The sequence below is a fragment of the Gordonia abscondita genome (genome assembly GCF_032711245.1).
Lineage (GTDB): Bacteria > Actinomycetota > Actinomycetes > Mycobacteriales > Mycobacteriaceae > Gordonia.
On the sequence record NZ_CP128986.1, the window covers coordinates 3297298 to 3310946 of the forward strand.

The window sequence follows — 13649 nt, forward strand, 5'->3', positions numbered from 1 at the left end:
CAGTCATGGCCATGGATATGGATCGCATGCTCGCAATGATCAAAGATCGGCAGTGGGCGCTCGCCGACATCGACTGGGACGCGCCGGGCGCGGAACTGATCGAACCCGAACTCTGGGCCAAGCTCAAACCGTTCCTCTCCGACCTGATGTGGATCGAGAACGTCGGCGCGCGCGGCTTCGCGGCCATGGCGAAGAAGGCTCCGACCCCGGTGCTCAAGAGCATCTACGAGCACTTTCACGCCGAAGAACAGAAGCACGCGAACGCCGAACTGGCGCTCATGCGTCGGTGGGGGATGCTCGACGGCGATGAGATCCCGTCACCGAACGTCAACGTGCAGTTGATCATCAACTTCTTGGACAAGCACTCCGACGGCATGTCTCTGTCGTTTCTCGGGACGGTGATCCCGATGCTCGAAGTGGCACTGGACGGCGCTCTGATCAAGTTCATCACCGACGAGGTCAAGGACCCGATCGCGCAGGACGTGTTCCGTCACATCAATTCCGACGAGTCGCGGCACCTCGCCGTCGACTACGAAGTCATGGACATTTTGGGGCATGCGGAGCTGCGCAAACTGATCGCGGACTTCGTCGGCGGTTGGATGAACCCGTCGCTGATGATCGGCTTCCTCAGCTACATGCCGCTGCTGAACAAGATGCGCGACAACATCGTCGCGATGGGCGTCGACGAGGAAAAGCTCTACGGAGCGATGAAGAAGTACCGTGCGGTCGGCGAACGCAGCAAATATGTGAACAGGCTCCCGATGTTTCGACTCGTCTCGCTGCACGGCTCGTGGGTGACCAACCGCGACAACGTTCCGTACCACTTCGTCGCGGACGGCCTGGTGAAGATCACCGGAAAGATCCCATTCGACCTGGTCCACCGCACGCCGACGTGGTCGAGGGAACTCACTTACGAGCCGGCGGCCTGAGCGGAGAGGAGCTACACATGGCGATCGCAGTAGCTGTCATCGGAGCGGGATTCGCGGGAATCGGGACCGCAATTAAGTTGAAACAGAAGGGGATCGACGACTTCGTCGTCTTCGAACGCGGCCAACGCGTCGGCGGGACATGGCGCGACAACACCTATCCCGGTGCGGCGTGCGACATCCCGTCGGAGCTGTACTCGTACAGTTTCGCGCCGAATCCAAACTGGACGCATACCTACTCCGGCAGTGCCGAGATCCTCGACTACATCGACACCATGGTCGCCGAGTTCGGTGTCGCCGACCATATCCGTTTCAACAGCGAGGTGACCGGCCTCTCGTACGACGAGAAGGCAGGGGAGTGGACGGTGCGATTCGCGGGACGGCGCCGGGCGGTCAAAGCGAGGTCGGTGGTGATGGCGGCCGGACCGCTCGCGAATCCGTCGTTCCCCGACATCCGCGGGTTCGACGAGTTCGCGGGGCACCGAATCCACAGCGGTCGGTGGGATCACGACTATGACTTCAGTGGCAAGAAGGTCGCCGTGGTCGGTACCGGCGCCAGCGCCGTGCAGATCGTGCCGCATCTGGTGCGGCGGGCGGCGTCGGTGAAGGTGTTTCAGAGGACGCCGGGGTGGGTTCTTCCGCGCGTCGACGTCGAGACCGGCGAGTTCGCGAAGAGCATCTATCGACGATTGCCCGGCGCCCAGCGGCTGACGCGCGCCGCCTGGTTCTGGGGTCACGAGTCGGTCGCTCTCGGCGTCGTGTGGGACACGCCGCTCACTCGTGTCGTCGAAGCGGTGAGCAAGCTGAATCTTCGTCTACAGGTGAAGGATCCGTGGCTGCGACGGCAGTTGACACCCGACTTCTCGGCCGGATGTAAGCGACTGTTGATGACCAGTGACTACTACCCGGCGTTGCAGGCGGACAACTGCAAACTCGTCACGTGGCCGATCGCGCGGATCGCGCCGAAGGGCGTCCGCACGGTCGAGGGCGTCGAACATCAGGTAGACGTCATCGTCTTCGCGACCGGCTTCGACGTCGGCAAACAGTCGACGCCGTTCCCCGTCGCCGGGGTCGGCGACCGAGTGCTTGCCGACGACTGGCGGGGCGGCGCATACGCGTATCGCAGTGTGAACGTCTCCGGATACCCCAACCTGCACATCACGTTCGGCCCCAACTCGGGGCCCGGACACAACTCGGCGCTCGTCTATATGGAGGCGCAGATCGAATACCTGACGGATGCGATTGTGCTGCTCGAAGAAAACGGTTGGAAGGCGCTCGACGTCCGCGCCGACGTCCAGACCGAGTACAACCGCGGCATTCAGAAGCGGCTGGGCGCCACGACCTGGAACTCCGGGTGCCAGAGTTGGTACCTCACCGAGGACGGATTTAACGCGACTATGTTCCCTGGTTTCGCCACGCAGTTCACCAACCAGTTGGCACGCGTGGATCTCTGCGACTATCGGATTCTGGTGCACGAGCCGGCGCCCCACACCAGGTCGGCGCCCGCCATGTCGCGATAGGGTCGACCGATGACCGAGTACCGGATCGACGACCTCGCACGGGAGTCTGGCACCACGACTCGGAATATTCGCGGATACCAGGAACGCGGACTCCTGCCGATGCCGCTGCGTCGCGGGCGAGTCGCTATCTACACTGAACGACATCTGGCGAATTTGCGAGCGATCAACGATCTCCTCGGCAAGGGTTTCAACCTCAAACACATTGCGACGTTCTTGACGAACCCTCGTGCGCGGGTCGGTGAGGCATTGGAACTCTCGGACGTGCTCGGCGAACAGTGGTCACGTGAACCGCATCGGCGAATGTCTACCCGCGAGGTGGCGGCGAAGCTGGGGTCGGCCGACGACGGGACGATCGATCAGCTGGTGCGTGCAGGCATCGTGCGGAGGATCGACGGCTCGAGCGACGTCGAAGCTGTCGACCCCCGGATCGTCGACAACCTCGCGACCCTGATCGACCGGGGCGTGCCGTTCGAGACGGTCGTCCGCACGCATGCGGAGTTCACGGACAAGCTGTCGGACGCGGTGCGCGTCCTGATGCGGGCCGCACGAGACGAGTTCGTCCGTCGCGAAGGTGTCGGCTGGGTCCCGCAGACGCCAGACGAGGTCGCGTGGGTGACGGACCTGCTCGTCGCCATGCGTCGTTCCGCCACCGACAACGCGTACAAGGCGTTGGACCGCGCGCTCGACGACGGACTGGCAGAGCAGCTCCGTGAATACGAGAAGACGACCGACAGCACGATTCCGCGATGACGGTGCGTCAGTAGGTACCGCCGCCCCAACCGGAGATCTGCCCAGGGCTGCGGCAGCCGTCGTTCCCCGGGTACCACTGGTCGCCGCTGTACGCCTGCATGTACGCCTCATGCCATTGCGGCCATTCAAGGAAGCGTCGGCCGACGTCGCGACGGTAGCGGCGATACTGTCGTTTCGCGGTCAGCGTGATCGACTCTCGCGCGTCGTGCGCAGCTCGACGCGCGAGCCGTTTCGATCGAAGCTGCTCTGCGACAGACAGTTCCGGTCCGATCTCGGTGAAAATTCGTCGACTGAACATCATGCCCTCCCCGGTGCGTGCGTTCGTTCGTTCTCCCCAGACACCCGAGAATACCGTGAGGGACTCGCGGCGCCCGCACTGTGATGGGATGACTGCATGGGGACTGGGGTAAACGTCGATAGCGCGCACGGTGCGGGGCGGAATCTCGATCGACCAGAACGGCTGGCGGGAGCACTCCTGGCGGTCGCGACGCTGTTCGCGGCGTCCGCGACTTTCACCGCGGCGGACCCAGTGACCGCTGATGCGCTAGGTATTGGGCTTGTGTGGACGGCATGCAATCCGCTGTGGTTGGTCGCGGTCGTCGTGCCGCTGATTCATCGGGCGTGGAGTCTGTCGATGTCCGTGTGGTGGGTGACGTCGCTTCCGGCCGCGCTGTTGATCGGCTGGCTTCTCGGTCACGTCACGCCCGCCTGGATGGGCGGAGTCGTCACTGGCCTCATCGTCTTCGGAGTCATGGCCACGGTGTTGTCGTCGCCTGATCGGGACTGACCCGGAATCCGTGCTGTCGGAACTCGCTGAGTCTTGACCGCGACGTGCGGACACGGCGTCACCCGCCGAGGGATCGTTCGGTCTCGCGGGTATGATTCTTATGGAAGTGTCCGGTTCGACAACGCCGTCCCGGGCACTGCGAATCGACGGTTGACGCCAGTCGATTTCACCGATCTGACATTCGCTGACAGATCTGCACCGCTGCCTACCGCAAGCGACGCAGGTCAGTGGCCAACCGGCGTGTGTGTTGCCTCGCAATATCGAGGAGGGCGCGCACCAGGTCACAACAAGCGGGACAATGTCAGCGACGAATATAACGAGTTCCACAAGAACACGATCGAGAAGAGGCAGCGACAACAATGACCTCCACGAAGCAGACGATCATCTACACGCTGACGGACGAGGCTCCGCGCCTGGCGACCGAAGCGTTCCTGCCGATCATCCGCGCCTTCGCCGGCCCCGCCGGGATCGACGTCGAGACGAGCGACATTTCGGTCGCCTCGCGCATCCTGGCCGCTTTCCCGGACTATTTGACTGACGAGCAGAAGGTTCCCGACAATCTCGCCGAACTGGGCCGTCTCACACAGTCTCCGGACACCAACATCATCAAGCTTCCGAACATCAGCGCGTCGGTGCCGCAACTGAACGCCGCGGTCCGTGAACTGCAGGAGAAGGGTTTCGCGGTACCGGACTTCCCTCAGCACCCGAAGACCCCCGAGGAAGAGCAGATTCGCGACCGGTACTCGGCCTGCCTCGGAAGCGCTGTGAATCCGGTTCTGCGCGAAGGTAACTCGGATCGTCGCGCACCGAAGGCCGTCAAGGAGTACGCGCGTGCGAACCCGCACAGCATGGGCAAGTGGTCGATGGCATCGCAATCGCATGTCGCACATATGACGCACGGCGACTTCTACGCCGGCGAGAAGTCGATGATCATGGACCACGGATGCGAGGCCCGCATGGAGGTGGTGACGCCCGACGGCAAGACACACCTCCTGAAGACCGTGCCGCTCGACGACGGCGACGTCATCGACAGCATGTTCATGAGCAAGAAGGCGCTGCTGGACTTCTACGAAGAGCAACTCAACGACGCCAAGGAGACCGGCGTCATGTTTTCCCTGCACGTCAAGGCGACCATGATGAAGGTGTCCCACCCGATCGTGTTCGGCCACTGCGTCAAGGTGTTCTACAAAGATGCGTTCGACAAACACGGCGACCTGTTCGACGAGCTAGGCGTCAACGTCAACAACGGCATGGCCGACCTGTACGACAAGATCGAGACCCTTCCGGCGTCGAAGAAGGAAGAGGTCATCGAGGACCTCCATCGCTGCCACGAGCATCGTCCCGAACTGGCGATGGTCGACTCGGCACGCGGCATCTCGAACTTCCATTCGCCGAGCGACGTCATCGTGGACGCCTCGATGCCTGCCATGATCCGCATCGGCGGGAAGATGTACGGCGCCGACGGCCGCAAAAAGGACACCAAAGCGGTGATGCCTGAGTCGACGTTCGCCCGTATCTACCAGGAGATCATCAACTTCTGTAAGACCAACGGCTCGTTCGACCCGACCACCATGGGTACTGTCCCGAACGTCGGTCTCATGGCTCAGAAGGCTGAAGAGTACGGATCGCACGACAAGACCTTTGAAATCCCCGAAGACGGCGTCGCGAACATCGTCGACGCGTCGACCGGTGAAGTCCTCTTGTCGCAGAACGTCGAAGCAGGCGACATCTGGCGTATGTGCATCGTCAAGGATGCGCCGATCCGCGACTGGGTGAAGCTCGCCGTGACTCGTTCGCGCGAGTCGGGCATGCCGGCAGTGTTCTGGCTCGATCCGTACCGTCCGCACGAGAACAACCTGATCACGCTGGTCAAGAAGTACCTGCAGGACCACGACACCGAGGGGCTGGACATTCAGATCATGTCGCAGGTCCGAGCGATGCGGTACACGCTCGAGCGCGCATGGCGCGGCTTGGACACGATTTCGGTGACCGGAAACATCCTGCGTGACTACCTCACAGACCTCTTCCCGATCCTGGAACTGGGTACCAGCGCCAAGATGCTGTCGATCGTCCCGCTGATGGCGGGCGGCGGCCTCTACGAGACCGGTGCGGGCGGAAGCGCGCCCAAGCACGTCAAGCAGCTCGTCGAAGAGAACCACCTCCGGTGGGATTCGCTCGGTGAGTTCCTCGCGCTCGCGGCAAGCTTGGAAGACCTCGGTCGAAAGAACGACAACCCGAAGGCGCGGGTCCTCGCCGAGACGCTCGACGCGGCAACCGGCAAGCTGCTGAAGAACCGGAAGTCACCGTCGCGTACCACCGGAGAACTCGATAACCGGGGCAGCCAGTTCTATCTCGCGCTCTATTGGGCGCAGGAGTTGGCCGCGCAGACCGACGACGCCGAGCTGGCGGCGCATTTCGCGCCGCTCGCGGAGAAGCTCGCGGCCGACCAGCAGACGATCGTCGACGAGCTGTCCGCGGTACAGGGCAAGCCCGTCGATCTCGGCGGCTACTACGAGGCGGATGTCGAGAAGATGGCGTCCGCAATGCGTCCGAGCGCAACGTTGAACGCGGATTTCGAAGCGGTTCGCGGCTGACCTTTCCAGCCACGACGAAAGCGACCCCCGAGAACTCTCGGGGGTCGCTTTCGTCTTCCCGCAGCTTGGACCGGAGGATCCAGACGGTCAGAGGACGTCGTCGACGACGAGCCCCTTCAGTTTGGGGATGGCCATCGAACTGATGAAAGCGACGACACAGACCGCCAGGCACACGAGCGCCGTGACCGAGTACGCGGAGATCGCAGGCGTGACGACAGCGCCGGCACGAGTGTGCGTGGTGACGGTCGACGCGGTCAGCACCATGCCGATCACCGCGGTCGACGTCGAGGTGCCGACGGCGCGCATCAGTGCGTTGACGCCGTTGGCTTCACCGGTCTGCGTTGTCGGGACCACCTGCATGATCAGGGCGGGCATCGCCGAGTACGCCAGACCGAGCCCGGCACCGACTAGCGCTCCGGACAGCAGAATGGACGGCCAGCCGACGGTCCACGGGCCGTCCAACGCGAGCAGGAACACCACGTAGCCCGCACCGATCACGAGCCCTCCGACGGCGAGCGAGATGCGGGCGCCGCTGCGATCGGTGAGCCAGGCGCTGATGTAGGAGAACCCGAACATGACCAGGCCCATCGGCATCAGGACGAGGCTCGCGAGAACCATGCTCATACCGACCCCGCCCGGGGTCTCGGTTGGCGCCATGAGGAGTTGGATCGGAGCCATCTGTGACGCGTAAAACGCGAATCCCGTCGCGATCGACGCGATATTCGTCAACATGATCGGTTTGCTCGTCAACACGTCGAGGTCGATGAGGGCATTGCTCGCGCGTCGCTCCCACTGCCACCAGACGACGGCAGCGACCACGAACGCTGCGAACAGACCGACAGTGATCGGTGCGCTCCAACCCCATTCGGCCCCCTTCGATACGGGCAGTAGCACGAAGGTGAGGACGGCGGTAAGTCCAACGGCGCCGAGGGTGTCGAATTTGCCGCCCGCGCGCTCGGGACTCTCCGGCACATACATGCGGAGCCCGACCGCGCCTGCGACAGCGGTTGCGGCACTGACCCAGAAGAGGGCGTGCCAACTGACGTGCTCGGCGATGATCGCGGCGAACGGCAGCCCGAGCGCACCACCGACACCGAGCGACGCGCTCATAGCGCCGACAGATGCGCCGAGGCGGTTGGCTGGGACGATGTCGCGCAAGATACTGATGCCGACGGCGATCGTACCGATGCCGATGCCTTGAAGGGCTCGGCCAACGAGGAACGGGATCAGTGCGGTCGACACGGCACAGATGATTGAGCCGACCGCGACGAAAGCCATGTTGGCGATCATCACGCGGCGTTTGCCAACCATGTCGCCGAGCCGGCCGGCGATCGGTGTCGCGACGGCACCGACAAGCAGGGTGATGGTCAGCGCCCAGGACGCGTTGTTCGAGGTGGTGTGGACGAGTGAGGGCAATTGGGGGATGAGTGGGACGATGATCGTCTGCATGAGCGAGACGACAATGCCTGCCGCGCACAGGACGATGACGGCGATGCGCGGGTACGGCTTTGAGGTAGACAGAATTCTTCAACTTTCTAGACAAGTATTCGTCGTCAACCCTATTGCCTGCCCGATTCATTTCATGCTGATCGATCCGCTGATCCGGGGTGTCCCTCGTCACCGGCTCCAGGGTTGATCGGAGTCGAGACTCGGTACGGCGCCTGGCCAGGATAAGTACTGGTGGAGACCGTCAGAACTCGTGTCTGTCGAGGAATTCGTGGATGGCGGCCGCGAACACTTGGTTGTCGTCGCCTGCCACCATGTGGCCTGCCGCGGTGACGTCGGCGACGTCAGCGTGGGGGACGAGTTCGAGCATGCTCGCGACGCCTGCTTCGCTGACCACGTCAGACTCCCCACCGCGCACGATCAGCGTCGGCACGTCGACCCGTCGTGCGGCTGCGCCGAGTCGCACGGGATCGGTGTGTCGGCGGGCTTCGTTTCCGGAGCTCACGATGAATTGCGGATCCCAATGCCAGTACCAGCGGCCGTCGTCGTGGAGTCGGACGTTCTTCTTGAGGCCTTCGAGGCTCCCGGGGCGTTCACGCCCAGGGTTGTAGGCGGCGATCGCATCGGCGACGTCGTCGAGTGTCGCGAAGCCGCCGATGTGATCGGTCATGAACGTCTTGATGCGCTCGATGCCCTCGGGCTCGACGTGGACGACGACGTCGACCATCACGAGGGCGGCCGCGGTGCCCGAGTGTTCGCCTGCCGCGCACAAGCTGGTGATTCCGCCGAGGGATGCGCCGATCAGGATGGGCGCTTGCCCGATCGTCTCGATGACGTGGCGGAGGTCGGCGACGAATGCGTCGATACCGTAGTCGCCGTCGGCCGCCCAACTACTGTCGCCGTGCCCGCGGAGGTCGATCGTGTAGACATTGCGGCCTCGTGCCGCGAGCGCCGATGCGCTTCGATCCCAGGAATGGCGTGTCTGTCCGCCGCCGTGGAGTAGGATGATCGGCGCTCCCGACGATGGGTGCGCGACCCATCGGTCGCCGACTATCCGCACCGTCCCGCAGTCGATGACGAATGGCTCCGGCATGATGTCAGACATTCGTGTTCCTTCAGTTGTCATTCGATATATCAAACCTACACACGGTCGGGATAGCCGACTGTTTGGGGTGGTGAGGCCACGTTGTGAGCTGTTCGATTGAATATGTTTCGAAATCGAAACCTGGGAGTTCGGTGACTAGGTCCCTAATACCCGCTAGTCTCATTGCGGGGTCAATGCTGACGCATTCACCTGGCCCGGATGTGACAGAGAATTGAAGGGGATCTAATGACGAAGATCGTGCGCCGCCGGTCGGCTGGCATCATCGCGGCTCTGGCCGTGACGACTCTGGTCGCTGCAGGATGCAGCGACGACAAGGATGACGACGCGTCGAAGGCGTCGGGCACAGCCACCGAGCAGTCCGCCGATACGAGCGGTTCGCAGTCGGGTTCGGAGTCTGGCACCGAGAGCAGTGCGGATGTCTCCCTCGACGCTGCGAACGGATCGAAGGTCACTCTGACCGGCCCGATCGCCGCGAAGTACTCGTCTGCGACCGAGAAGCAGAAGACCGATCTCGGCAAGCCCATGACCGGTGACGACGCATCCGGTAAGGGCGAGAACGGCGTCTCGTTCCAGCAGTTCGACGGCGGTGTCATCACGGCGAAGGGCGACTCTGCCTTCATCACGTGGGGCAAGATCCGCGACGCGTGGAACGTCGATCGCGATGAGAAGGGCAAGCCGTCCGATGACGGCAAAGCAGGCTCGGCGGGCCCGTTGGGCACGGCGACCAGCGACGAGACCGAAGAGGGCGACATCAAGAAGTCGACCTTCGAGCACGGTGAGATCACGTACAACACCAAGACTCGGAAGGTTGAGGTCACCGTCGACGGAAAGGTCGTCGACGCCGAGTGATCGGATTTCGGCTCTGAAATGCCCCGTCTGCAAATTCAGGCGGGGCATTTCTACGTTTATCGCGGTTGCGGGAAATAGGGTAGATGTACGTATTTTGGTCGAGTGAGCCGACCGGCGGACATCTCCGCAATCGGACATTGGACGCCATTCAATCCGCGCGCGAACAGAGAATGGCCGAGCACTCACGGAATTGGCTGCCCACTACGGCTAGCCGATCAACATCTCGCCGGCGTTCGGCCGAATCCGACCGTTAGCGGTGTACCGTCGGCCAGGTGAGCGGGGCGCACGAACGGTGGAACCACAACATCCACTATCACCGTGTGGTTCTCGATGCAGTGCCCGACAATGCTCGGTCGGCGCTGGATGTCGGGACTGGTAACGGAATCCTGGCCGCTGACCTTCGCACGCGGATCGAGGACGTCACCGCGATCGACGTCGACGAACAAGTACTCGGGTCGGCACGGGACGAAGTCGACGGGGTCCGGTGGGTCTGCGACGATGTCATGGATCACGAGTTTGGTCGCACGTTCGACGTCGTCGCCTCCGTAGCGACCTTCCATCACCTCGCCGATTCACGCGCAGCGCTCCGGCGGCTCGCCGATCTGACCGCACCGGGCGGGGTGCTGGTGATCGTGGGACTCGCGCGGCCATCGGCTCCAGTCGACTACGCATACGCGGTCGCGGGCGTTGCTCGACACCGTTGGCTGTCGTGGCGAAACGGGTACTGGGAGCATTCGGCTCCGACCGTCTGGCCGCCGCCGCACACCTATACGCAAGTCAGAGACCTCGTCGCCGACGAACTGCCCGGCGCGACGTGGCAGCGTCTGACGATGTTTCGCTACTCGGTGCTCTGGCGCAGAGCATAGAGGTTAGACCGCCAGGGCTCGGAAGGTTCGCGGCTCACCGGCGTCGAATGTCGGCTACGGGTATCCCCTGATATGTGAACCAGGGTCAGAGTCAGTGCGGTCCCCGATGCGCGTACGTGCTGGTCAGCGTTAATTTCATCGTGATGATGAATCTCGACGACGGAGCGCGGCAATGATTTCAGCACACGAACTGACCAAACGATACGGCGACAAAGCCGCCGTCGACGGACTCGACTTCACTGTGAGGCCGGGAAAAGTTACCGGATTCCTCGGCCCGAATGGCGCGGGCAAGTCGACGACCATGCGGATGATCCTCGGATTGGACCGACCCACCTCCGGTTCAGTCACCGTCAACGGGCACCCGTACGCAGCGTCGCCCGCGCCACTTCGTGAGGTCGGCGCGCTGCTCGAAGCGCACGCGGTACATCCGGGCCGATCTGCGCTCGGACACTTGCGGTGGCTCGCCGCGAGCAACGGCATTCCGCATGCACGGGTTCGCCAGATCCTTAATCACGTCGGCCTCGAGGACGTGGCTCGGACGCGAGCGGGCAAATTCTCCCTCGGCATGCGGCAACGACTCGGAATCGCCGCGGCGCTGCTCGGCGACCCGCCCGTGGTGATCCTCGACGAGCCGGTCAACGGGCTCGACTCCGAAGGCATTCGGTGGGTGCGACAACTCTGTCGGCAACTCGCCGACGAAGGACGTACCGTCTTCGTCTCGTCGCACCTCATGGCGGAGATGTCACTGATGGCCGACCACCTCATCGTCATCGGGCAGGGGAGGATCCTCGCGGACGCGTCCATGACCGACTTCATGGCCGACCACGCCCCCAGCCATGTGCGGTTGCGGACTCCCGAAGTCGCGGACGCCCGGCGAGCACTGGCCCGGGCCGGGCACGACGCGGCGCCGTTCGGCGACGAACTGCGCATCAACAACGTGACCGCGTCATCGGTCGGCGACGTCTTGTTCGACGCAGGTGTCCGCGTCCACGAGCTTTCCGGCGTGCAGTCGTCGCTCGAAGAGGCGTTCATGACGCTGACGGCTGACGTCGTCGAATATCACGCGCACTTAGGTCGATCCGCCGAACCGACCCTCGAAGGAGCCTTCTGATGACTATCGCAACCGCTTCCGCTCGGCCCGTCGATGAGACGTTCGCCGAGCCCTCAGTTCCAGGGTTCGGAGCAATCCTCCGCGCTGAATGGATCAAACTCTTCTCCGTCCGCTCCACATGGTGGACGCTCGGTGCCACCGTGGTCTTAGGTGCCGGCCTCACCGTCGTCCTGTGTGCCGCGAACGCAGAGTGGCTCGCCTCGGACACCGCCGACGAGTCTCCCGGGTCGTTCATCACCTGGGGCATGATGATCGCGCAGATCTGCGCAGTGGTCATCGGCGCGCTGTGTGTGACGAGTGAATACAGCACCCGCATGGTGCAGGCGACGTTCGCCGCCGTCCCGTCACGAGGCCGGGTGATGCTCGCGAAGTCACTCCTCGTCAGCACGCTGATGTTCGTGGTCGGCACCTACACCGCACTACTCGGATACTTCGGCGGAAACTATTTCCTCGACGCGAAAGGCATCGGGTTGCCGTTCGACGGCGCGGTGGCGCGGTCCATGTACGGCAGTGGTCTATTCATGGCGGGGATCGCACTGCTCGGCGTCGGAGTCGGATTCCTGGTGCGGCACACAGCGGGAACCATCACGATTGTTCTCGCCGTCATTCTGATCCTCGGCAACATGGTGATGATGGTGCCGGGTGCGTTCGGGGAATGGCTCGCCAAGCTGATGCCGGGCAATGCGGGCCAGGCCATCTCCACTCCCGTGCCGTTCAACCCGGATCTTCTGTCGGCGTGGCCCGGACTCGGCGTGTTTGCAGTCGAAGTGGCCGCTGTGCTCGCGGTCGCATGGGTCCTGCTCCGGCGACGAGACGTGTAGCTTGCAACGTTGGCACTCGTACCGGCCCTGGGGAACGGTTCGAGTGCCAACGTTTTCAGGACGTCGACGACGGCGCGTTCAGTGTTCGTCGTTCGACCATGTTCGTGCCGGTGACGACGCTCAGCGGAGGGACATCCTTCGCGACGACAGTGCCGGCACCGACGACGGAGTCGTGGCCGATCGTGACACCCGGCGCGATGGTGGCGCCGGCACCGATCCACACGTTGTCTTCGATGACGATGGGCGCATGAGTGATGTAGTCGAACCGTTCGTCGGGCTCGACGGGGTGCCCGGAAGTACTCAACGTGACGCGCGGGCCGATCAGCACACGATCGCCGATCGTGATGCCGCCGAAGTCGAGCAGGAAGCACCCTTGGTTGATGAACACACGATCGCCGAAGGAAGTGTGGAGTCCGTAGTCGGAGTAGAACGGCGGCAGAATTGACAGGGAGTCGGGGACTGTGCGCCCGAAGATCTCGTTGAGCTTCTCGGTCCGGTGCGCGAGGTCGGTGAAGGGCGCGGCGTTCAGTTCGGCGCACAGCTTCATCACTGTCTGCACTCGCGCTACGAACGACGCGGATTCGGGAGTGTGGGTCGCCATCCTCTGTTCCTCACGCATGCTGTCGACTCTGCCAGCATCGACCCCGGCCACGCGGAAGGACACACCTCCCGAAGCAGTCTGCGAGTGTGGTCGGCCCGACACGTGAGATCGCAGGCAGAGGCTATCGAGGGTGCCGATGCGGACACACGACGTCTCGTTGTCTCCCGCTCAGGCGTCGAATTTGGCCACGAAGGCCTGGTTATCGGACATTCGGCTCGATCGTCTCATGGCGTAAGGATGATCTCACTCATAATTTCGGCATGTGTTGAAAAA

Annotated in this window: 14 protein-coding genes; 10 read left to right on the plus strand and 4 right to left on the minus strand. The window is 63.2% G+C overall.

The features are described 5' to 3' along the window. Positions 1 to 5: 5 nt before the first annotated feature. The 3 genes from MP11Mi_RS15490 to MP11Mi_RS15500 are packed head-to-tail and all read left to right on the plus strand — an operon-like array spanning position 6 to position 3196. Positions 6 to 929, plus strand: a complete 924-nt coding sequence (locus tag MP11Mi_RS15490; RefSeq protein ID WP_420039771.1) for a ferritin-like domain-containing protein — start codon at positions 6 to 8, stop codon at positions 927 to 929. 17 nt (positions 930 to 946) lie between these two features. Further along, positions 947 to 2446, plus strand: coding sequence for a flavin-containing monooxygenase (locus tag MP11Mi_RS15495; RefSeq protein WP_420039772.1), 1500 nt, complete (start codon positions 947 to 949; stop codon positions 2444 to 2446). 9 nt (positions 2447 to 2455) lie between these two features. Beyond that, positions 2456 to 3196 carry a MerR family transcriptional regulator gene (locus MP11Mi_RS15500; RefSeq protein WP_420039773.1) on the plus strand — a complete coding sequence of 247 codons (741 nt, stop codon included), beginning with the start codon at positions 2456 to 2458 and terminating at the stop codon, positions 3194 to 3196. Positions 3197 to 3203: 7 nt separating this feature from the next. Here MP11Mi_RS15500 and MP11Mi_RS15505 read toward each other — a convergent pair whose 3' ends face one another. After that, positions 3204 to 3494 (minus strand): hypothetical protein, encoded by a 291-nt coding sequence (locus tag MP11Mi_RS15505; protein ID WP_420039774.1) that lies wholly within the window; start codon positions 3492 to 3494, stop codon positions 3204 to 3206. 96 nt (positions 3495 to 3590) lie between these two features. Here MP11Mi_RS15505 and MP11Mi_RS15510 point away from each other — a divergent pair, with 96 nt between their 5' ends. Next, the gene (locus MP11Mi_RS15510; RefSeq protein WP_420039775.1) at positions 3591 to 3983 is read left to right on the plus strand and encodes a hypothetical protein; all 393 of its coding nucleotides are present in this window, start codon (positions 3591 to 3593) and stop codon (positions 3981 to 3983) included. A 359-nt stretch (positions 3984 to 4342) separates the two neighbouring features. Beyond that, entirely contained in the window at positions 4343 to 6577 is a 2235-nt protein-coding gene (locus MP11Mi_RS15515) for an NADP-dependent isocitrate dehydrogenase (RefSeq protein WP_420039776.1), read from the plus strand. 87 nt (positions 6578 to 6664) lie between these two features. On the opposite strand, the gene MP11Mi_RS15520 is transcribed toward MP11Mi_RS15515, so the two are convergent. Beyond that, entirely contained in the window at positions 6665 to 8026 is a 1362-nt protein-coding gene (locus MP11Mi_RS15520; RefSeq protein ID WP_420039777.1) for an MFS transporter, read from the minus strand. Between MP11Mi_RS15520 and MP11Mi_RS15525 the strand changes: the two genes are divergently transcribed. Continuing rightward, positions 8025 to 8213, plus strand: a complete 189-nt coding sequence (locus MP11Mi_RS15525; RefSeq protein WP_420039778.1) for a hypothetical protein — start codon at positions 8025 to 8027, stop codon at positions 8211 to 8213. The two genes, MP11Mi_RS15520 and MP11Mi_RS15525, sit on opposite strands and share 2 nt — an antisense overlap. Positions 8214 to 8267: 54 nt before the next feature. Here MP11Mi_RS15525 and MP11Mi_RS15530 read toward each other — a convergent pair whose 3' ends face one another. Beyond that, a complete protein-coding gene (locus MP11Mi_RS15530; RefSeq protein ID WP_420039779.1) occupies positions 8268 to 9128 on the minus strand; it encodes an alpha/beta fold hydrolase in 861 nt (286 codons plus the stop codon). 225 nt (positions 9129 to 9353) lie between these two features. Between MP11Mi_RS15530 and MP11Mi_RS15535 the strand changes: the two genes are divergently transcribed. The 4 genes from MP11Mi_RS15535 to MP11Mi_RS15550 all read left to right on the plus strand — a co-directional run bounded on the left by MP11Mi_RS15535 (position 9354) and on the right by MP11Mi_RS15550 (position 12775). Further along, the gene (locus MP11Mi_RS15535; protein ID WP_420039780.1) at positions 9354 to 9977 is read left to right on the plus strand and encodes an LGFP repeat-containing protein; all 624 of its coding nucleotides are present in this window, start codon (positions 9354 to 9356) and stop codon (positions 9975 to 9977) included. 272 nt (positions 9978 to 10249) lie between these two features. After that, positions 10250 to 10843: a class I SAM-dependent methyltransferase gene (locus MP11Mi_RS15540; RefSeq protein WP_420039781.1), complete on the plus strand. Its 594-nt coding sequence runs from the start codon at positions 10250 to 10252 to the stop codon at positions 10841 to 10843. Between the two features lie 172 nt (positions 10844 to 11015). Then, a complete protein-coding gene (locus MP11Mi_RS15545; protein WP_420039782.1) occupies positions 11016 to 11954 on the plus strand; it encodes an ABC transporter ATP-binding protein in 939 nt (312 codons plus the stop codon). Next, on the plus strand, positions 11954 to 12775 hold the full coding sequence (locus tag MP11Mi_RS15550) for an ABC transporter permease (protein ID WP_420039783.1): 822 nt from the start codon (positions 11954 to 11956) through the stop codon (positions 12773 to 12775). Before MP11Mi_RS15545 ends, MP11Mi_RS15550 begins: the two co-directional genes overlap by 1 nt. Before the next feature lie 55 nt (positions 12776 to 12830). Here the strand turns inward: MP11Mi_RS15550 and MP11Mi_RS15555 are convergent, their stop codons facing one another. After that, the gene (locus tag MP11Mi_RS15555) at positions 12831 to 13394 is read right to left on the minus strand and encodes a sugar O-acetyltransferase (RefSeq protein ID WP_420039784.1); all 564 of its coding nucleotides are present in this window, start codon (positions 13392 to 13394) and stop codon (positions 12831 to 12833) included. Between the last annotated feature and the right edge of the window lie 255 nt (positions 13395 to 13649).